The organism is Rhodococcus sp. NPDC006774, assembly GCF_040636045.1.
Taxonomy (GTDB): domain Bacteria; phylum Actinomycetota; class Actinomycetes; order Mycobacteriales; family Mycobacteriaceae; genus Rhodococcoides.
Map to the genome: position 1 here is coordinate 495,602 of NZ_JBEYIW010000001.1, position 18,776 is coordinate 514,377.

Here is an 18,776-nt window from a genome sequence, read left to right on the forward strand (position 1 = left end):
ACACTCCGACTGACATGATCGACACCGTCGTCCCCGCGATGCACGACACCGCCGCCCGTATCAGAACCTAGGGTCTACCCGCGGCGTTGCCGCGCGATGTCGGCCAGCACGACGCCCGCAGCCACGGAGGCATTGAGCGACTCGACCGGCCCGGCCATCGGGATCGACAGGATGTGATCGCAGGTCTCGCTGACCAGACGCGAGAGGCCCTTGCCCTCGGATCCGACGACGATGACGACCGGACCCTTACCATCGAAGGTGTCGAGTTCGGTGTCGCCACCGGCATCGAGGCCGACAACGGTGACTCCCTTGGACTGCCAATCCTTGAGCGTACGAGTGAGATTCACTGCTCGCGCGATGGGCAGGCGAGCGGCGGCACCGGCGCTGGTACGCCACGCCACTGCGGACACGCTCGCACTGCGCCGCTGCGGGATCACGACGCCATGGCCGCCGAAGGCAGCGACCGATCGCACGACGGCACCGAGGTTGCGCGGGTCGGTGATGTTGTCGAGCGCGACGAGCAACGCGGGTTCCTGGTGCGTGCGCGCGTTCGAGATCAGATCGTCGGGGTGCGCGTAGCGGTACGGCGGCACCTGCAGGGCCAGGCCCTGGTGCAGTCCGTTGGCGCTGAGCTTGTCCAGATCCGAACGGGGAACTTCGAGGATGGAGATCCGCGCATCGCCTGCGCGCTGCACGGCTTCCTTGAGCCGATCGTCGCTGTCGGTACCGACGGCGACCCACAGTGCGGTGGCGGGCACGCCTGCACGCAGGCACTCGACGACCGGGTTGCGACCGAGCACCACCTCGGGACCGTCTTCGGCCTTGCGTCCTGCCGGTCGTCCGCCCGCGCGGCCGCCCGTGGTGGCACCGCGATTCTGCGCGGACTTCTCGGCGAGCTTGGCCCGACGCGCGGCGGGGTGCTTGGTGCGCTCGGAGGCGGGAGGCGTCGCGCCGCGGCCCTCGAGGCCCTTACGACGTTTGCCTCCGGAACCGGCGACCTGCCCCTTCTTGGTGCCGTCCTTGCGGATCGCGCCGCGCCTACTCGAATTGCCTGCCATCACAAACCTGCTTCGTCGGTCTTGCTCGTACCCAGCGACCATTCCGGCCCGTTGGGTGTATCTGTCACGTCGACTCCGGCCTTGGCCAGTCGTGTCCGTATGTCGTCTGCGGCGGCCCAGTCCTTGGTCGCCTTCGCCGTTGCTCGACGCTCCAGCTCGGCCTCGACCAGGACGCCGAGGGCGCCGAGAGCTGCTGCGTCGGAACCACTGTCACTGATCCAGTGCGGATCGAGCGGGTCGACACCGAGGATGTCGAGCATCGCCCGCACACTGCCTGCGTACTCCACCGCGGCCGGTAGATCACCGGACTCGAGCGCGGTGTTGCCGAGGGTGACGGTGGCGTGAATCTCGGCCAACGCTTTGGGAACTCCGAGGTCGTCGTCGAGGGCCGCGGCGAATCCTGTGGTCCACTTGCCCATCGGTACGTCGCCGGCACGTTCGACGGCTCGTCGGACGAACCCTTCGATGCCCCGGTACGTCACGGCCGCGGTCTCGAGCGCGGTATCGGAATACTCCAGCATCGAGCGGTAGTGCGCGCCACCGAGGTAGAACCGAAGCTCCTGCGGCCGAACCTTTTTCAGCACATTCGGTACCGACAGGACGTTGCCGAGCGACTTCGACATCTTCTCGCCGCCCATCGTCACCCAGCCGTTGTGCAGCCAGTACCGCGAGAAGCCGTCACCGGCCGCCATCGACTGGGCTCGCTCGTTCTCGTGATGCGGAAACACCAGATCGAGCCCACCGCAATGGATGTCGAAATCCGAACCGAGGTAGTTCTCTGCCATCGCCGAGCATTCGAGGTGCCAACCAGGCCGACCGGGGCCCCACGGCGTCGGCCACGACGGCTCGCCGGGCTTGGCACCCTTCCACAGCGTGAAATCGCGGGGATCGCGCTTGCCCTCGGCGACGCTCTCGCCCTGGTGCACGTCGTCGAGCTTGTGACCGGACAGCGCGCCGTAGCTCGGGAAGCTCTGCACGTCGAAGTAGACGTCGCCGCACTCGTCGGCGTAGGCGTGGCCGCGTTCGATCAGGCGCTCGATCATCCGGACCATCTGCGTGATGTGCCCGGTGGCGCGTGGCTCGGCCGATGGCGGAAGTACCCCGAGTCGGTCGTACGCCCAGGTGAAGGATCGCTCGTAGGTAGCAGCCCACTCCCACCACGGACGGCCCGCCTCGCGCGCCTTGTTGAGGATCTTGTCGTCGATGTCGGTGACGTTGCGGACGAAGGCGACGTCGTAATCGTGCGCCAGCAACCAGCGGCGCAGTACGTCGAACGCGACGCCGCTGCGCACGTGACCGATGTGTGGTTCGCCCTGCACCGTCGCCCCACACAGGTACACCGATACATGGCCAGGGACCAAGGGGGTGAATTCCCGCAGGGCCCTCGTCTCGGTGTCGTGTAGGTGAAGGGTCACGACCAGCAATGCTACCGGTGGTTTTACCTCGCCATGACAAGTGCGGTCGCGATGGCCGCGATTCCTTCACCACGACCGGTCAGCCCGAGGCCGTCCGTGGTGGTCGCAGACACCGACACCGGCGCACCGAGCACCCGCGAGAGAACTTCCTGGGCCTCGACGCGGCGCGGTCCGATCTTGGGCCTGTTGCCGATGATCTGCACCGCGGCGTTACCGATCGAGAATCCATCCGCGTCGAGCAGCCGCTTGACCTCGGTCAACATGGCGGCTCCGCTGACCCCGTCCCATTCCGGTCGCCCCGTCCCGAACACCGATCCGAGATCGCCGAGACCTGCCGCGGACAGCAACGCGTCGCACAGAGCGTGGGAGGCGACGTCACCGTCGGAGTGTCCCTCGAGCCCGTCCGCGTCCTCGAAGAGCAATCCGGCCAGCCAACAGGGCCGACCGGGGGCGATGGGATGCACGTCGGTACCGATGCCGACTCTCATGACTCGCCTCTCGTCAGGGCCTCGGCCAGTAGCAGGTCGTGTGGCGTGGTGATCTTGAACGCGAGTGCATCGCCGACGATGGAGTGCACCGTCTCGCCGATGCGCTCGACGAGGCCCGCGTCGTCGGTGGAGATATCGGAGGTCGCGTCGTAGGCGCGTCGCAGGACGTCGGCGTCGAAGCCCTGCGGGGTCTGTACCGAGCGCAGACTCGCGCGGTCGGGGGTACCGACAACCGCACCCATGATGTCGACTTCCTTGATGGTGTCGACGACCGGGAGAACCGGGATGACGGCCGAGCGTCCGGCTCGTACCTCGGCCACGACGCGGGCGATCAGCGTCGGCGGGGTGAGGGCGCGGGCGGCGTCGTGGACGAGTACGACGGCTGCGTCGCCGACCGCAGCGAGACCGGCACGCACCGAATCGGTGCGCTCGAGCCCTCCGGCCACGACCGTGACGTCGTTGTCGACATGACGGCGGGCCGCGTCGAGCAACTCGGCCGGCACTATGACGACGATGCGATCGACGGCACCCGAGGCCCGGAGACCGTCGACGGACCGTTTCAGAAGAGAGTCGGTACCCAGACAGACGAATGCCTTCGGCTCGTCGTGTCCGAGCCGAAGGCCTTTGCCTGCAGCGGGTACCAGGGCGACCACGTCGCCGGCGGTACCGTCCACTCTAGGAAGCGGTAGCGAGAACTTCGTCGAGCATGGTGTCGGCCTTGGCCTGATCGGTTCCCTCGGCGAGTGCGAGCTCGCCGACAAGAATCTGCCGTGCCTTGGCGAGCATGCGCTTCTCGCCTGCCGACAGTCCGCGGTCCTGCTCACGTCGCCAGAGATCGCGGACGACCTCGGCAACCTTGTTCACGTCACCGGAAGCAAGCTTCTCCAGGTTGGCCTTGTACCGACGCGACCAGTTGGTGGGCTCTTCGGTGTGCGGCGCGCGAAGCACCTGAAAGACTTTGTCGAGACCTTCTTGCCCGACGACGTCGCGAACGCCTACGTACTCTGCATTGTCCGCGGGAACTCGAACGGTGAGGTCGCCTTGCGCGACCTTGAGAACCAAGTACTCTCTCGGTTCACCCTTGATGGTGCGTGTCTCTATCGCTTCGATCAGCGCCGCTCCGTGATGGGGGTAAACGACGGTGTCTCCGACCTTGAAAATCATGTGACAAGTGCCCCTTTCGATTTACCCAGAATACCACGGCTCATATCAACGGTGCAGGTCAGGGGCATAGTGGTGCCGAATCAGGGGTTGACACAGAGGGATCGACGTGTATCCGGGGCCACATTTTCACCTGCGTCGTTCCGCAGCCGTCGCTCCTGACAGGCACCCTCACCTGGCGTCATCGGGCCGCCGGCAGACCCCACGAGCGCCCGGTGGACGAGCACTACTACTCTGCCTAGTGGACGAGATGGACCGAGCCGGCCCGGCACCACATGGAGGACGACCGAAGTGACTGCAATCGACGCTGCGACACCGCTTGGCCGCCATCGCAGGACGGCCGCCGCCCTCGCTCTTCTCGCCGGTGGCGCGTTCGCCCTCACCGCGTGCGGCGCAGGTCAGATCTCCCAGACGGCCACTCAGGTCGCTGCGGTCAACGGCAACTCCGCCGACGTCGGGGACATCCAGCTGCGCAACGTGCACGTGGTGTACCCCACTTCCGAGGAATACAGCATCACCTCCGGCGGCACCGTCGAGCTGGGCTTCACGGCCATCAACTCCAACACGAGCGTGGCCGACGAGCTGACCGGCATCTCCTCCCCCGAGGCTCGGGTCACCATCGTCGACGAAGCGGAAGCGGGCAGCAACGAGATCGCTCCGCTGACCGCGCTCGGCGCGGGTTCGCCCGCGGACGTTCAGCTCGACGATCCGCTGTTGCCGATCCAGCTGATCAAGGTCGAGATGGCAGACATCTCCGAGAACGTTCGACCGGGCCTGACGCTGCCGGTCACGTTCGAGTTCGCGAACGCGGGCGAGGTCGTCGTCAACGTTCCCGTCGATGCCGGTATCGAGCTCGAGCGCGACCCGTCCGCGGTGACCGAGCACAGCGAAGGCGAATAACCGCCGCCCCGATCCTGTCGGTGCCGATCGTTAGGCTGCCGGCGTGGTCAAACTGAAGTCGAGCTACCGCTGCTCCGCGTGCCGTCACTCGGTCTCGAAATGGGTCGGTCGCTGTCCCGAATGCGGTGACTGGGGCTCGATGGACGAGGTCCAGGCCACTGCTGCTCCCCTTGCGACCCGCGCAGGCGCATCGGCTCTGCGTTCGGGCGGCGGGGCGATGATTCCCACCACGCCGGCCGCAGCTCTGACGACCATCAGCAGTGCCACTTCGCAGGCCAACACCACCGGGATCGACGAGTTCGATCGCGTTCTCGGTGGCGGCCTCGTCCCCGGTTCGGTCGTGCTCCTGGCCGGCGAGCCCGGAGTCGGCAAGTCGACACTGCTGCTCGAGGTGGTGCATCGGTGGGCCCGCTCGGCACCCGATCGCCGTGCGCTCTACGTCACGGGTGAGGAATCGGCGGGTCAGGTGCGGTTGCGCGCCGATCGCACCGGCGCGGTACACGAGCGTGTCTTCCTCGCCGCGGAGTCAGACCTCGCCACCGTCTTCGGCCACGTGGAGCAGGTCAAGCCGAGCCTACTGATCGTCGATTCCGTGCAGACGATGCTCGCCGCGGACGTCGACGGCGTCATCGGCGGCGTCACCCAGGTTCGCGCCATCACGAGCGCGTTGACCACGCTGGCCAAGACCACCGGGGTTGCGGTACTGCTCGTCGGGCACGTCACCAAGGAGGGCGCGGTGGCCGGTCCGCGGTCGCTCGAGCACCTCGTCGACGTGGTGCTCAACTTCGAGGGCGACAAGCACTCGACTCTGCGGATGATCCGCGGCGTCAAGAACCGGTTCGGCGCATCCGACGAGGTCGGCTGCTTCGAGCTACGCGAAACCGGGATCGTCGGCATCAGCGATCCGTCCGGGTTGTTCCTGCACCATCGGGGCGACGCCGTGCCGGGAACAGCCGTCACCGTCACGATGGACGGCAAACGACCCCTGTTGGCCGAGCTGCAGGCACTGATCGTCGACACCGCGATGCCGTCGCCCCGGCGCGCGGTCAGCGGTCTCGATCACGCCCGCGTGGCGATGATCCTGGCCGTGCTGGAACGCCGCTGCGGAGTCAAGGTGTCCAAGGCGGAGGTCTACGCCGCGACGGTCGGCGGAATGCGCACCAGCGAACCGTCCGCCGATCTCGCGCTCGCTGCGGCGGTGGCATCGGCGGTCCGCGATCAACCACTCCCCCCGGGCATGGTCATTCTGGGAGAAGTGGGTCTGGCCGGCGAGGTACGCCGAGTGGCCGGGCTGGGTCGCCGTCTCGCCGAGGCCGCCCGATTGGGGTTCAACTACGCCATCGTCCCGGAGGACGCCGGACCCATTCCGGACGGCATCAAGGTCAAGACCGTCACCAACGTCGGCGAGGCATTGACCTACACGCGTATGCGACCCGTATGACACCGGGAAGTATTCTTTGTCGGGCCGCCCGCATGCGGCAGCGCAGTACTCTTTATCCGCACGGGACATACCCACCGCACGAGCAGACACTCGGCCGCGCTTGAACGACACGAGGGGGTTGGCCATGGAGGGCACCACACCGTCCCCAGCGTTGCGCGAGACCATTGCCCGGCTCGCACCGGGAACCGCCCTGCGGGACGGCCTCGAACGAATTCTGCGCGGCCGCACCGGCGGGTTGATCGTCCTGGGCTACGACGAGGAAGTCGAAGCGATCTGCGACGGCGGTTTCGAGCTCGATGTCGAATTCGCGCCCACCAGGCTTCGAGAATTGTCGAAAATGGATGGCGCAGTGGTGCTTTCGACCGACGGCAAGCGCATCGTCCGATCCAACGTCCAGCTGGTCCCCGACCACAAGATTCCCACCGTCGAGTCCGGTACCCGGCACCGCGCCGCCGAACGAACCGCAATGCAGACCGGCTATCCCGTTGTCTCCGTGAGCCAATCGATGAGCATCGTCAGCGTGTACATCGGCGGCATCAGACACGTCGTCGAGGGCTCGGCCACCATCCTCTCGCGCGCCAATCAGGCCGTCGCGACCCTCGAGCGATACAAGGCCCGTCTCGACGACAACACGAGGCAGCTCTCGGTGGTCGAGATCGAGGACTTCGTGACCCTGCGCGACGCCCTGACCGTCGCGCAGCGGCTCGAGATGGTGCGGCGGGTGTCGGTGGAGATCGAGCAGAACGTCCTCGAACTCGGCACCGACGGCCGCCAGCTCGCTCTTCAGCTCGAAGAGTTGTTGGGCGACAACGACGTCGATCGCCAACTGATCGTGCGCGACTACCTCGCCGGCAACGAACCGTCGAGCACCACCGGGGTCGAGAAGGCGCTCGCCGCACTGGACAAGCTGACCGATGTCGATCTACTGGACTTGACGACGCTGGCCCGCGCGTTCGGCTATCCCGCGACCATCGAGGCCCTCGACACCCCGATGAGCCCTCGCGGGTACCGAGTACTCACCCGAGTTCCGAGGTTGCAGTTCAGCCAGATTCACCGACTCGTCGGCGCGTTCGGCACCCTGCAGGGGCTGCTCGCGGCCACCGCAGCCGACCTGCAGTCCGTCGACGGTATCGGTGGCCTGTGGGCTCGCCACATCCGCGAGGGCCTCTCCAGACTTGCCGAGGCCTCGATCTCGGGACCCTACGACTAGACGCCCTGCCGAACCGTCTTCGTGCCAGGAGCTCGCGTTATCACGCTCGAACCATGGTCATGTATCGGATCAGCGTGGCCTCGTCCGGTGCGTCGGCCGTCGCTGCCGACGCGACGATCCGGCCCTGAGCCATCACCAGGATCCGATCACACAGTCCGAGAAGCTCGGGCAGTTCACTGGAGCTGACCAACAGCGCTGCACCCTCGGCGGCGATGTCACGAAGCAAACCGTGAACCTCGGCCTTCGCGGCGACATCGACGCCTCGTGTCGGTTCGTCCAGCATGATCACGCGAGGCGACCGAGTCAGCCACTTGCCGATGGCGATCTTCTGCTGATTTCCGCCGCTGAGCGTGCTGACCGGATCCTCGACTCCGTGCATCCGGATGCTCATGCGCTCGACGAGGTCGGCAATGATTCCGTCCTCGGTCTTGATGCTCGGCATCCCGAGGCGGGCTCGGTCGGCCATGGCCACCGACATCAGGTTCGATCGGATGGAACCCGACAACACCAATCCTTGGCCCTTGCGGTCGGGCGGGACGAAGGCCAGCCCTGCCCTGATCGCCGCAGCCGAGTTCGACGGCACGTGTGGCGTACCGCCGACTGCGAGATCGCCGGACGACACGAACCGGGTACCGAAGATGCATTCGAGAAGCTCGCTCCGCCCTGAGCCGACCTGACCCGCAAGCCCGACGATCTCCCCCGGCCGCACGGACAACGACACCTCGTGCAGGGCGCGCGGCGAACTCAGCTGCTCGACCACCAGGGCCGGCGGCTGGTCTGCCCTGGGAGTACCACCGATGCGAGTCACGGCCTGCGCTCGATGTCGACCGATCATCGCGTCGATCACCGCGTCCGGCGTGAAGTCGTCGAGTGGCCCCTCTGCGACGGTCACCCCGTCTCGCAGCACCGTGAGACTGTCACACATGTCGAAGAGCTCATCGAGTCGGTGTGACACCAGAACCACCGATACCCCTTGACTTTTCAGGCTCCGAACGACTTCGAACAGTGCCTGGGCTTCGTGACCGTCCAGAGAGCTCGTCGGCTCGTCGAGAACCAGAATGCGTGCGTTCATCGATATCGCCCTGGCGATTTCGACCATCTGACGCTGATCGGGACGCAGATCCCGTACCAACCTGTCGATGTCGAGTTCCAGCTCGAGATCCTTCAGGATTCGGGCTGCCTTCTCGTTGCTTGCGCGCCAGTCGATTCCGAACATCGACCGCTCCAGCCGACGGCCCATCAGAACGTTCTCGGCCACGGTGAGATCTGGTGCGTACGCGGTTTCTTGCGACACCATGGCGATGCCGAGGCTCAACGCTTTGGTCGGCGACGACAGCGTGACGGTACGGCCGTCGATGGAGATCTCGCCCTCGTCGGGGGAAGTCTGACCGGAAAGTATCCCCAGCAGGGTCGACTTCCCTGAGCCGTTCGCCCCGATGAGACCGTGCACCATTCCTGCGGCCGAAATGCTCATGCTGGCGTCACGCAGGGCGTGGACTCCGCCGAAGCGCTTGGCGAGGTTCTTCAGCGACAGCAGACTGTGTTCGGTCATTTCGCGGGTCCTCTCGCGAGACTTCCGTGATATCGGCGTATCGGCCGGCGGGTCATCGCGCCGCCGGACAGTCTGTTGAGAAGAACGGCTCCCACCAGGATGACGCCGGTGACGACACCTTGCCAGTAGCTCGATATGCCGGACAGGCTCAGCCCGTTCCCCAACGTCGCCAGGAAAAGGACGCCGAGCACCGTTCCGCCGACCCCGCCCGATCCGCCGGTCATCGCAGTACCCCCGAGCAGAACGCAGGCGATGGCCTGCAACGGCAAGAGGTTGTCCACCGTCGGACTGGCCGCGGCGGACCGACCGATCCCGACCACGGCGGCGATCGCGGCTGTCATGCCGACTATCGCGAAGACCGCGATGGTGGAGCGTGTGGCGTTGATTCCGGCCAACCGGGCTGCAACAGGGTTGCCACCCACGGCGTACACGTCGCGTCCGAAGAAGGTGCGCGACTGTACGAACAGAGCAACGGCGAACGTGACGATCATGATGAAGATCGACGCATTGATTCCCATGATGTCGCCGAAGGCGATGACGTCGGTGACCGTCGAGGTCACCGGGATCGACCTGGTGTCCGACCAGATATTGACGAATCCGGTGAACGCCGTCAGTGTCGCCATGGTCACCAGGAGGAACGAAAGTTGTAGTCGTCCGATGAGGACTCCGTTGACCAAGCCACCGATGAGTGCACCTGCGATGACTGTCACGACGAACGCAAGCACACTGGGCAACCCCATGTTGATCAGCGTTGCGAACATGATCGCGAGAAGGGCTATCAGTGCACCGATGGACAGGTCGACAGCGCCGCTGATCATCGCGAAGGTCATCCCGAGCGCGATCACCCAGAGCGCGGTACTGCTCGTCATCAGGATCTTCATGTTCGCCGCGGTCAGAAAGTACTCGTTCGTGAACGAGAAAACGATGAAGATCAAGGCCAGAAGCGAAACTACGGGGAGTAGATGGCGGCTCGACTTCCACAGCCTCACGAGCGCAGGCGGCCGATCGACCAGCGATACGCCGGAAGCTTCTGCTCGCAATTTTTCGGGTCTTGTTACTTGTTCCGGGGTCGAGGTCATGCTGGCGACTTCACCTTCGTGTCAGTGATCGTTCGTGCGAGAGGAAACGGTTTTTGCATGAACCCGGTCAGGCTTGGGGCTCGTAGCTGGAGACGTTGTTCTTGTCGATGACCGCACCGGGAGAAAGCACCTTTTCCGGAATCTCGACCCCGTTGGCTGCATTGATTGCCGCTCGACCTTCCTGCTCGCCCATGGATGTGTTGTCGAAGGCCCAAGTAGCCAGAATCCTGCCGTCCGCGATAAGGCCTGTCGTTCCCGAGTCGCCGTTGACTCCGGTGACCACCATGTCCGTACGCCCCAAAGTGCGTACGACTGCAGCTGCTGCCGACGCCGCAGAGTCGTTGTAGGCCATGACCGCGGTGATCTGCGGATTCTGTTGCAGCAGAGCGCTTGTCGCCGTCGAGACCGACTCCGGAGAATGAGCGGCGACTTCCTCCTGAGCGACGAATTCGAGGCCGAGTTCCTCGCCCCAGTACTGGAACCGTTCCACCTGGTACTGAAGGTTCTTCGATTGGAATGCCGGATAAATCATCCCGACCTTGCCGTCGGGTTGGGCTTCGGCGACCGCGGCGGCCATCTCGAATGCGGCCATGTCGCGAGACTGAAGAACCGTGCTCGTGACACCTGCGAGGTTCTCGTCACCGGGCCCCGGAGGCGCGTCGACGGTGATCACCGGCACGTTCGCCCCGTTTGCCTGCTCGATCGGTGCGGCGAGCGCGGCCGGATCGACCGGGTTGACGATGATCGCGCGGACACCTTCGGCCAGTAGGGACTGAACGGCGGTGACCTGGGTTTGCGGACTGAGCTGACCGTCCTTGACGACCATGCTGCAGCCGAATTCCGTTGCGACGCCGGTAGCCCCGTCGATCTCCTTCTGGATGCCGGGAATGGCGTTGGTCGGCGTGATGTAACCGATCTTGCAGTTCTCTCCCGGACTTCCGGTCGGCTCCGGGTACGAGCTGGGCAGCTCGACACCGCCGGCCTCCAGGTAACCCGCTGGGGCGGCGGTCCACACGACCTCAGTGCTCACGGCAGCGTCATCGCCCGCCGCAGCGGTCTCACCTCCGGCCGATTCGGCAGAGGTGCCGCTGCTGCAAGCCACAACACCCACGATCACGCAGCTGGTCATGGCCAGCCAGACGGGCGTTCGGTGGATCCTGGACGATGTCGTCGACGACTTCATGGTCATCCAATCGGGTCGGGGAGATCACGCTGAGAACGGATCACAAGATGTGAGCGGGCTAACACCTGGCCCGGTCTGTGAGGACAGTAACAGCAAAATTGCATGCACTGCAATAAGATCTCGGAACATTTGATAACAGCAAACCGGGCAAGAAACGCACCGAACGATCGGCAGAACGAGATCAGTGAATGCGGGGCGCTGCCGTCATGGGTGCATCCGCGAGGGCGCGGAGGACGATCTCCTCGGTGTTCCTCAAATGCGCTTCGATTGCCGAGTACGACCCCTCGGGATCACCGGTACGCAACACCGCCAGAAGCTCACCGTGCGCGTGGTCTCGACGTTCCGGTTCGCGCGATTCCGCTTCCAGCCGGCCGAAGGCATACCGAACGTACCGCTCCGACGCGTGCCACAGGGTTTCGAGAACACGCATGTCCCAGGTCGTTGCTGCCGGCCGAATGATCTCGCTGTGCAGGGCCACGTGCGCTTCCCACCGCTCATCGCTGTCACGCGCAGCAGCGTGCGCACGCTGCATGACATCCAAACGCTCGAAGTCGGCGGGCGTCAGCAACACGCACGCGCGCTCGACGAGCTCCGGCTCGATGCGCAGCCGCAACCGGTAGATGTCGCGAAATTCCTGAGGGTCGAGCGGCGCGACGAAGGCGCTCTTGGCCCGACGGGTGACGATCAGTCCCTGGAATTCGAGCCGCCGAAGGGACTCACGGACCGGAATGAGACTCACCCCGAGCTGCTCGGCGATCTGACGCAGCGAGAACTCCTGGCCCGGGTGCAGGTCTCCCGAGTAGATCGATCGCCTGATCTCCGCGGTGACTTGATCGACCACGGACACCACATCGATCGAACGGACCGAATTCGACTTACTCAACCGTGTCCTCCCGGCCGACAACGAGCACACAACTGGGCTCGAGACTACCTCGACGGACTTTCGCGACCTGGGCGGCAGGACTGGCTTCACATTCCGCGGGTACGTCCCTTGCCCTTCATTGCATTGAGTGCAACACTGCATTTCATGCAACTCGACGCTCCCAGCCAGGGCCTTCGCTCCCTCAAGAAGGAACGAACTCGGGAAGCGATCGAAGAAGCCGCCATCCGCATCGCCACCGAACACGGATATGCGGGCACGACGGCACAGGCGATTGCCGACGCGGCCAATGTGTCCTTGCGGACGATGTTCAACTACTTCCCTCAGCGCGACGAGGCGATTTCGGGCCCCACCATCGCACTGGGAGATCTCGACGAGATCCGACGGCAACTGGCCGAGGCACCGACCGTACTGCAGGGCACGATAGACGTGTTCGACGCCTGCGCACCCGCACTCGACGGTTCTTCCGAACTCCAGCGCAGGCGTAAAGCTCTCATCCAGTCCACCCCCGAGCTTCTCCACGTGCATCGCTCAGCCATCGACCGTTTCGAGAACGAGCTGATCATCGTCGTCGAGGAGGAGTTCGCAGCACGTCCAGGACGGCGACGCTTGGGACGGGGGGTAACTCCGAGAGAAGAAGCGCGACTGCTGGTGACGATCGTCGGCGGTGCAATCCGGTTCGGCGTCGACGACTGGCTGTCGGACGGGCAGAACGACACCCTGTCGCGACGAGACGCGATGGCAGGCGTCATCCACCAATTCGCCCTGTTGCTGACGGACGAGCAGTAACTTCGGCCCGCAGCGGCGGCGAAACGATCGATCAGCAGGACGCCATCGTTCGGGGCAACAGCAGGCCCGCCGATGCCTCCATCTCGTCGAGCACATCGAGTATCCGATCCTCGGACAGCGTCAGGTCGATGGTGTCGTTGCACGGCTGCGGGCAGTCGATGTCGGTGTGCCAGTACACCTCGACCCGATTGAACTCGGGATCACGGAAGTAGCATCCGATCGCGTTGCCGTGGTTGCTGACCCGATCGATCTGGTAACCGCGCTCGAGTATCTGCGCATAGAACTCTCGGAGATCGGACAGAGTGTCGAGGACGAACGACAACCGTTGCGGTTCGTTGCACCGTTCCCGATCTTCGGCGAGCAACAGGTCATGATGATCTTCGTCGGGACACGAGGCGAGAAAGACACGTCGATCGTCTCTGTCGATGACCGTCATGCCGAGAAACCGCGAGTAGAACTCGAGCATGATCTCCGGATCGTTCACGAACAGGCCGACGTGACCGAGCCTGGCTACCTTCGGCATGAGCCTTCTCCTCTGCGCGCTCGCGGACCCGAAATGGGCTAAACTTGCACTCAATGCAGTGTTGCACTGACTGCAAGTATTGGCAACGGTCTAACGCTGACCAGGGCGGAACACCGCCGATGACGACAACGCGAAAGGTACGTCGGTGAAAACGCTCGGAAAGTCCTACAAGGAGTCCGCCCGGACAGAGGCACCCATAGCCCGAATTCTGGCGGATCGGTCGAGCCCTCGATCGTTCGATCCCGACCACGTCATCGACGCAGAATCGGTCTCCTCCATGCTCGAGGCGGCCCGGTGGGCACCGTCGGGATCGAACAGTCAACCCCGACGCTTCGTCGTCGGCGTCCGCGGAACCGAGACTTTCGATCTGTTGGCGTCGGTGCTCGGTGCCGGCAATCGCCTCTGGGCACCACGCGCGTCGATGCTCGTGCTCGCAGTCCGGGTCGACACCGCTCCGGATGGAAAGCCCTACAAGACCGCCGATTACGACACCGGCCAGGCCGTCGCATGTTTGGTGATCCAAGCGCACCACCTCGGCCTGGTAGCGAGGCAGATGGCCGGCTTCGACGCCGCACGGGCCGCTGAATTGCTGGGACTCTCGGCCCACCTCGTGCCGCGCACCATCACCGCCGTCGGAGCCGCCGGTTCGCTCGATGCCCTCGATGCCGGTACCGCCGAGAAGGAGAACGAGCCTCGAGAACGAATCCCCCTCGAGACTCTCGTGCTCCGACGGGACTGACACCTAGGACGGCGGTGCCGAAGCCTTCTTCGTACCCGGCAGGAAGCCTGCGTCGATCACGGCCTTGACGTACGGCCGGGCGCTGGTGATCAACTGCTCGGCGTCCGCGACGTTCTTCCACACGGCCGAGGCCATGATGTCGGTGCGATCCTCGATGTGCTGATCGAGCGCGGCGCCGTCATCGGTCAACATCTCACCCTCGGCAGAGATGGTGATCAGCCCGCGGGCAGCGAGTCGCTCTGCAGCAGAACCCCATTCGCTCTCGGACCACTGCCTGGTCAGCTGCGTGATGCGCTTGCCGAGCGCCCGACGGCCGGGCTGCGGGGTCGTGCGGTCGGCCTCGTGGAAGACGGCGGCTTCCGTCGGGTCGAGTTCTGCGTCGATCAAAGCGGCGAGGTGTCCGTCGCCGCGCCATTCGCGAAGGACGGTGATCGAGTGCCAGAGGGCGAGATGCGGCGTCTCGGGTCGAGCGGCGGAGTGCCATGCGGCCGCGAGCGGTCGGCCCGCGAACGAGGCGGTGTCGCCGATGTCGCCCAGACGGCCTGCCAACGTGGCCAAAGCAGGGTCGGCCGCCAAGGAGCCGAGAGCCGTTCCGAGAACGGAGTCGAGCAGGGCCCATCGACGATCGGACACCGTCTCCAGGCCGACGGCCACGGCAGCAGGCCACGCACGCTCGATCAGTACCGGATTGAAGTTGTAGAACGCAGCGGCGACGACACTCGGCGCGCACGGTCCCATCGGGGCCGCCCGAGCTCCGACGTACCAGGCGTGACCGTCGAGGCCGGTGTCCTCGTATGCCGCACCCAGTTCGGGGTTGAAGTACGCGGTGACGTGAAAGGGTTCGAGCGTCTTGTAGGCGGAGCGAGCGAGAGCTGTCGAAGTGGTCATGACATTCGACCGTACTCAGCCGGTGATGTTGAACGGCTCCGGCGCGCTCTTGAGTTCACCGAGCTGGGCGATCGCCTGGTAAGCACCGACACCGACCGGGATGCGCTCTTCGCCGCATCCGGGAACCGAATTGGTGCCGGACCACTTGACGGTGAAGCCGGCCTGTTCGCCGGGCTTGAAGGTACGCAGATCAGATGCGGCGTTGGGGAAGCAGTCGATGTTGGACCAGATGCGCTGATTGTCGAGGGTGTAGACGAGCGCCTGCTGCAACCCGGCACCGACGTCACGCTGGCATTCGGTGGAGCCGATGTTGGTGATGACCACGGTGAACACGGGCTCTTCGCCCAGACGGTAGGTGGCCTGCTCCGGCGTCACCTTGATCGCGAGCGATTGATCCGGGCACTGATTGGAGATCACGGGAGCCGGCGCACCGCTGGTCGTGGCAGCTGCGCCACCACCGGCAGCGGAGTCCGTTCCGCCACCCGAGCCGCCGGAACCACCCGAGCCACCGCCCGAACCACCGGAACTGCCCGAATCACCGTCGGTGGCAGAAGAACTGGGTGAGGGCAGGGACGAGGACGTTGCCGGAGCCGCAACGACACCTGCGGGAGCGGCCTCGGTGTCGTCGGAACCGCCACTGAGCGAGGCGATGAACCACACGATCAATCCGAGGACGACAACGGCCGCACCGATGGCGAGCGCACGGCGTCGCCAATAGATTTCGGGAGGCAAAGGCCCGGTCGGTTCCAACACGAATCAACCGTATGCGGCCGAGGCCACGCTATCCCTGAGCCCACACGGCGTGTCGCGCCGGCGAACTCACCGAGATGGGATCCGAGTCGACTCAGGCAGGCATTTCGCCGATGTCGCCGATGACCTCACGCAGCTGCGCATGCCCCTTCGACAGCTGGTAGGTGAGGCCGACGATCGCGAGTTCCCCGGCTTCGACCTTCTCGGCGACGATCCGCGAACGCTGCATCAGCAGATTGCCGGTTTCCTCGACGTGGCGGGCCTCGAACTCGTCGACGGCCTGGTAGCCGTCGCGGCGGGCCGAGAGCACCGACGGGGTGACGCGTTCGACGACGTCGCGGATGTAGCCACCGGGTACGTCACCACTCTCGAGTGCGTCGACCGTCGCCTTGACTGCGCCGCAGTGATCGTGGCCGAGCACCACGATCAGCGGGGCCGCGAGCACGGCGACGCCGTACTCGATGGAGCCCAGGACAGCGGAATCGACCACGTGACCGGCGGTGCGCACGACGAACATGTCACCCAGGCCCTGGTCGAAGATGATCTCGGCAGCAACACGAGAGTCGGCGCAACCGAACAGGATGGCGCTGGGGTGCTGAGCACTTTCGAGGCGGGCGCGATCCTCGATGCCCTGCGACGGGTGCAGGACCTCCCCGGAGACAAACCGTTGGTTGCCTTCCTTGAGGGACTTCCAGGCAGCGATCGGATTCGAAGCAGGCATGGGTTTCATTGTGCACGCGCAGCGGGCGCACGGCGAGTTGGGTCCATGTGGATCGGGCTACCGGCGAGTCGGGTTGGCTACTGTTGAGACCGATCACAGACCTGACGAGAAGGGCGACCACTTGCCGATCGATGCCGACGCTCTGGTCGGGTGGTTCGACTCCGACGGACGCGATCTGCCGTGGCGGAAGCCCGGCGTCAGCGCGTGGCAGATCCTGATGAGCGAGATCATGCTGCAGCAGACGCCGGTGGTGCGGGTCGCGCCCATCTGGGAGCAGTGGGTGCAGCGTTGGCCGGTGCCGTCTGCGATGGCCTCGTCCTCGCAGGCCGAGGTGCTTCGCGCGTGGGGCAAGTTGGGCTATCCGCGTCGAGCACTGCGGTTGCACGAGTGCTCCCGCGTTCTCGCCGACGAGTACGGCGACGAGGTGCCCGCCGACGTCGAGACGCTGTTGGGTCTGCCGGGTATCGGTGCATACACCGCGCGCGCGGTGGCGTGTTTCGCTTACGGTCAGCGAGTTCCGGTGGTCGACACCAATGTTCGACGCGTTGTCGCGCGTGCGTTGCACGGTAACGCCGAGCCTGGAAATCCATCCACGACAAGGGATCTCGCCGACGTCGAACAGTTGCTCCCGGAGAGCGTCCCGCGTGCCGCCCGCTACTCCGCGGCGTTGATGGAACTGGGCGCACTGATCTGTACGGCCAAGAATCCGGCATGCCTGCTGTGCCCGCTCCCGGAGTGCGCCTGGATCGAGGCGGGTAGACCCGCGCACACCGGCCCTGCCAAGAAGGTCCAGAAGTTCGCGGGCACGGATCGTCAGGTTCGAGGCAAGCTCATGTCGGTACTGCGCGAGAGCACCGGCCCGGTCGAGCGCGCCGAACTCGACATCGTCTGGCCCACCGACCCGACACAACGCGACCGAGCTCTCGATTCACTGCTGACCGACGGATTGATCGAACAGACGGAGTCGGGACTGTTCGCACTCGCAGGTGAGGGTTCGGACGGCTGACAGGGCAGCCACGTCAGGTGACGGCGTCCAGGACGGCAGGCAGGGAGGTGACTCCGTCGGCGGCGAGGAAGTGGCCCGCGCCGGGGACGATCTGCACCGGCGCGTCGAGCAGTCGAGCCAGACGATCGGTGTGTGCGGGGGGAACGATCGGGTCGTCGTCCGAGCGCAGGATCGAGATCGACCCGATGTGGTCCGGCATCCCGGACAGCATCACGCCGTCGGCAACGAAGCCGTCGAGAACGGGTAGCGCAGGTAGAGGGTCGACGAACCCCGACACCAGTACGAGCGCCCCCATCCGCCACGGCCCCACGAGGGTGGCGAGGTGCCGTAGGACGGCAAGACAACCCAAGCTGTGCGCGACCACGATCGTGTCGGGCCCGGGCGTTCCGAGCACCGCCGCTACCTCTGCCTGCCAGCGATCGCGATCCGGCGCCGCAGGATCCGGTAGCGGAGGGATGTGCGTCGAGATTCCAGTGCTGTCCAATTGTTCGGCGAGCCAACCGAACCAATGATCATCGGGCGCCGCCCGGTAGCCGTGGAAGATCACGGCTCGTCTGCTGGTTGTGAGTGCCATAGTGCCGGACGATAAGGGTTGACGCCGGCGAGAAGGTCAAGTCCGGGAGGCAACAGATGTTGATCAGCGAGCTCGCTGCGCGAACCGGGGTGTCGGCGCGCGCCCTACGCCACTACGACAGTCACGGGGTACTCGTTCCGCACCGCGACGCCAACGGTTACCGGGTGTACGCCGAGGCGGACGTACCGCGCGTGCTGCAGATCAGGTCGATGATCGCCGCGGGGCTCACCACGGACATCATCGGTCGGTACCTCGACTGCGCACGAACGGGCGACCACGGCGTCAACCTGGACATGTGTCCTCGACTTCGCGCCGAGGTGGACGCGATCTCGGCCCGCCTCGAGCGACGACGAGCCGAACTCGAGCAGACACGGGAGCGCCTCGGCGCACTCACCTCGTAGCCCGCCGCCGCGCAGAAT

21 protein-coding genes are annotated in these 18,776 nt (G+C 65.3%); 7 read left to right on the forward strand and 14 right to left on the reverse strand.

Annotated features, from left to right (window positions below):
* Window positions 1-74: 74 nt before the first annotated feature.
* The 5 genes from rlmB to ABZ677_RS02555 are packed head-to-tail and all read right to left on the reverse strand — an operon-like array spanning window position 75 to window position 4,125.
* Window positions 75-1,058, reverse strand: a complete 984-nt coding sequence (gene rlmB / locus ABZ677_RS02535; RefSeq protein WP_037195058.1) for a 23S rRNA (guanosine(2251)-2'-O)-methyltransferase RlmB — start codon at window positions 1,056-1,058, stop codon at window positions 75-77.
* Window positions 1,058-2,473: a cysteine--tRNA ligase gene (cysS, locus tag ABZ677_RS02540; RefSeq protein ID WP_094740964.1), complete on the reverse strand. Its 1,416-nt coding sequence runs from the start codon at window positions 2,471-2,473 to the stop codon at window positions 1,058-1,060. Before cysS ends, rlmB begins: the two co-directional genes overlap by 1 nt.
* A 23-nt stretch (window positions 2,474-2,496) precedes the next feature.
* Window positions 2,497-2,961 (reverse strand): 2-C-methyl-D-erythritol 2,4-cyclodiphosphate synthase, encoded by a 465-nt coding sequence (gene ispF, locus ABZ677_RS02545; protein ID WP_037195056.1) that lies wholly within the window; start codon window positions 2,959-2,961, stop codon window positions 2,497-2,499.
* The gene (ispD, locus tag ABZ677_RS02550; protein ID WP_052048050.1) at window positions 2,958-3,635 is read right to left on the reverse strand and encodes a 2-C-methyl-D-erythritol 4-phosphate cytidylyltransferase; all 678 of its coding nucleotides are present in this window, start codon (window positions 3,633-3,635) and stop codon (window positions 2,958-2,960) included. Before ispD ends, ispF begins: the two co-directional genes overlap by 4 nt.
* Before the next feature lies 1 nt (window position 3,636).
* Window positions 3,637-4,125, reverse strand: coding sequence for a CarD family transcriptional regulator (locus ABZ677_RS02555; RefSeq protein WP_027494344.1), 489 nt, complete (start codon window positions 4,123-4,125; stop codon window positions 3,637-3,639).
* Between the two features lie 288 nt (window positions 4,126-4,413).
* Here ABZ677_RS02555 and ABZ677_RS02560 point away from each other — a divergent pair, with 288 nt between their 5' ends.
* The 3 genes from ABZ677_RS02560 to disA all read left to right on the forward strand — a co-directional run bounded on the left by ABZ677_RS02560 (window position 4,414) and on the right by disA (window position 7,673).
* Window positions 4,414-5,022 (forward strand): hypothetical protein, encoded by a 609-nt coding sequence (locus ABZ677_RS02560; RefSeq protein WP_037195054.1) that lies wholly within the window; start codon window positions 4,414-4,416, stop codon window positions 5,020-5,022.
* A 43-nt stretch (window positions 5,023-5,065) separates the two neighbouring features.
* Window positions 5,066-6,463, forward strand: coding sequence for a DNA repair protein RadA (radA, locus tag ABZ677_RS02565; RefSeq protein ID WP_037195051.1), 1,398 nt, complete (start codon window positions 5,066-5,068; stop codon window positions 6,461-6,463).
* 124 nt (window positions 6,464-6,587) lie between these two features.
* Entirely contained in the window at window positions 6,588-7,673 is a 1,086-nt protein-coding gene (gene disA / locus ABZ677_RS02570; protein WP_037195049.1) for a DNA integrity scanning diadenylate cyclase DisA, read from the forward strand.
* A gap of 40 nt (window positions 7,674-7,713) precedes the next feature.
* On the opposite strand, the gene ABZ677_RS02575 is transcribed toward disA, so the two are convergent.
* The 4 genes from ABZ677_RS02575 to ABZ677_RS02590 form a co-directional block, all read right to left on the reverse strand.
* Complete coding sequence (locus tag ABZ677_RS02575) at window positions 7,714-9,225, reverse strand: sugar ABC transporter ATP-binding protein (RefSeq protein ID WP_358366407.1); 1,512 nt, start codon at window positions 9,223-9,225, stop codon at window positions 7,714-7,716.
* Window positions 9,222-10,160, reverse strand: coding sequence for an ABC transporter permease (locus ABZ677_RS02580; protein ID WP_358366408.1), 939 nt, complete (start codon window positions 10,158-10,160; stop codon window positions 9,222-9,224). The genes ABZ677_RS02575 and ABZ677_RS02580 overlap by 4 nt, the downstream gene beginning before the upstream one ends.
* Before the next feature lie 211 nt (window positions 10,161-10,371).
* Entirely contained in the window at window positions 10,372-11,334 is a 963-nt protein-coding gene (locus ABZ677_RS02585; RefSeq protein WP_358366409.1) for a sugar ABC transporter substrate-binding protein, read from the reverse strand.
* Between the two features lie 334 nt (window positions 11,335-11,668).
* On the reverse strand, window positions 11,669-12,370 hold the full coding sequence (locus tag ABZ677_RS02590; protein ID WP_230596473.1) for a GntR family transcriptional regulator: 702 nt from the start codon (window positions 12,368-12,370) through the stop codon (window positions 11,669-11,671).
* A 144-nt stretch (window positions 12,371-12,514) separates the two neighbouring features.
* Here ABZ677_RS02590 and ABZ677_RS02595 point away from each other — a divergent pair, with 144 nt between their 5' ends.
* On the forward strand, window positions 12,515-13,156 hold the full coding sequence (locus ABZ677_RS02595; protein WP_052048048.1) for a TetR/AcrR family transcriptional regulator: 642 nt from the start codon (window positions 12,515-12,517) through the stop codon (window positions 13,154-13,156).
* A 31-nt stretch (window positions 13,157-13,187) separates the two neighbouring features.
* Here ABZ677_RS02595 and ABZ677_RS02600 read toward each other — a convergent pair whose 3' ends face one another.
* Window positions 13,188-13,679, reverse strand: a complete 492-nt coding sequence (locus tag ABZ677_RS02600; RefSeq protein ID WP_358366410.1) for a VOC family protein — start codon at window positions 13,677-13,679, stop codon at window positions 13,188-13,190.
* A 145-nt stretch (window positions 13,680-13,824) separates the two neighbouring features.
* Here ABZ677_RS02600 and ABZ677_RS02605 point away from each other — a divergent pair, with 145 nt between their 5' ends.
* Window positions 13,825-14,418 carry a nitroreductase family protein gene (locus tag ABZ677_RS02605; RefSeq protein WP_094740958.1) on the forward strand — a complete coding sequence of 198 codons (594 nt, stop codon included), beginning with the start codon at window positions 13,825-13,827 and terminating at the stop codon, window positions 14,416-14,418.
* 3 nt (window positions 14,419-14,421) lie between these two features.
* On the opposite strand, the gene ABZ677_RS02610 is transcribed toward ABZ677_RS02605, so the two are convergent.
* The 3 genes from ABZ677_RS02610 to ABZ677_RS02620 all read right to left on the reverse strand — a co-directional run bounded on the left by ABZ677_RS02610 (window position 14,422) and on the right by ABZ677_RS02620 (window position 16,777).
* Entirely contained in the window at window positions 14,422-15,306 is an 885-nt protein-coding gene (locus ABZ677_RS02610) for a hypothetical protein (protein ID WP_358366411.1), read from the reverse strand.
* Between the two features lie 15 nt (window positions 15,307-15,321).
* A complete protein-coding gene (locus ABZ677_RS02615) occupies window positions 15,322-16,059 on the reverse strand; it encodes a hypothetical protein (RefSeq protein ID WP_094632518.1) in 738 nt (245 codons plus the stop codon).
* A gap of 91 nt (window positions 16,060-16,150) precedes the next feature.
* The gene (locus ABZ677_RS02620) at window positions 16,151-16,777 is read right to left on the reverse strand and encodes a carbonic anhydrase (protein WP_037195038.1); all 627 of its coding nucleotides are present in this window, start codon (window positions 16,775-16,777) and stop codon (window positions 16,151-16,153) included.
* A 121-nt stretch (window positions 16,778-16,898) separates the two neighbouring features.
* On the opposite strand from ABZ677_RS02620, the gene ABZ677_RS02625 reads away from it, so the two are divergent.
* On the forward strand, window positions 16,899-17,783 hold the full coding sequence (locus ABZ677_RS02625) for an A/G-specific adenine glycosylase (protein ID WP_358366412.1): 885 nt from the start codon (window positions 16,899-16,901) through the stop codon (window positions 17,781-17,783).
* Between the two features lie 13 nt (window positions 17,784-17,796).
* Here the strand turns inward: ABZ677_RS02625 and ABZ677_RS02630 are convergent, their stop codons facing one another.
* A complete protein-coding gene (locus tag ABZ677_RS02630; RefSeq protein ID WP_358366413.1) occupies window positions 17,797-18,357 on the reverse strand; it encodes an alpha/beta hydrolase in 561 nt (186 codons plus the stop codon).
* Window positions 18,358-18,413: 56 nt separating this feature from the next.
* Between ABZ677_RS02630 and ABZ677_RS02635 the strand changes: the two genes are divergently transcribed.
* Entirely contained in the window at window positions 18,414-18,758 is a 345-nt protein-coding gene (locus ABZ677_RS02635) for a MerR family transcriptional regulator (protein WP_358366414.1), read from the forward strand.
* The last annotated feature ends 18 nt before the right edge of the window (window positions 18,759-18,776 follow it).

Bases quoted from the DNA above. Each gene is read 5' to 3' on its own strand.
- rlmB (WP_037195058.1), bottom strand. From the start codon at position 1,058: ATGGCAGGCAATTCGAGTAGGCGCGGCGCGATCCGCAAGGACGGCACC.
- ispF (WP_037195056.1), bottom strand. From the start codon at position 2,961: ATGAGAGTCGGCATCGGTACCGACGTGCATCCCATCGCCCCCGGTCGG.
- ABZ677_RS02555 (WP_027494344.1), bottom strand. From the start codon at position 4,125: ATGATTTTCAAGGTCGGAGACACCGTCGTTTACCCCCATCACGGAGCG.
- disA (WP_037195049.1), top strand. From the start codon at position 6,588: ATGGAGGGCACCACACCGTCCCCAGCGTTGCGCGAGACCATTGCCCGG.
- ABZ677_RS02575 (WP_358366407.1), bottom strand. From the start codon at position 9,225: ATGACCGAACACAGTCTGCTGTCGCTGAAGAACCTCGCCAAGCGCTTC.
- ABZ677_RS02595 (WP_052048048.1), top strand. From the start codon at position 12,515: ATGCAACTCGACGCTCCCAGCCAGGGCCTTCGCTCCCTCAAGAAGGAA.
- ABZ677_RS02600 (WP_358366410.1), bottom strand. From the start codon at position 13,679: ATGCCGAAGGTAGCCAGGCTCGGTCACGTCGGCCTGTTCGTGAACGAT.
- ABZ677_RS02610 (WP_358366411.1), bottom strand. From the start codon at position 15,306: ATGACCACTTCGACAGCTCTCGCTCGCTCCGCCTACAAGACGCTCGAA.
- ABZ677_RS02620 (WP_037195038.1), bottom strand. From the start codon at position 16,777: ATGCCTGCTTCGAATCCGATCGCTGCCTGGAAGTCCCTCAAGGAAGGC.
- ABZ677_RS02630 (WP_358366413.1), bottom strand. From the start codon at position 18,357: ATGGCACTCACAACCAGCAGACGAGCCGTGATCTTCCACGGCTACCGG.
- ABZ677_RS02635 (WP_358366414.1), top strand. From the start codon at position 18,414: ATGTTGATCAGCGAGCTCGCTGCGCGAACCGGGGTGTCGGCGCGCGCC.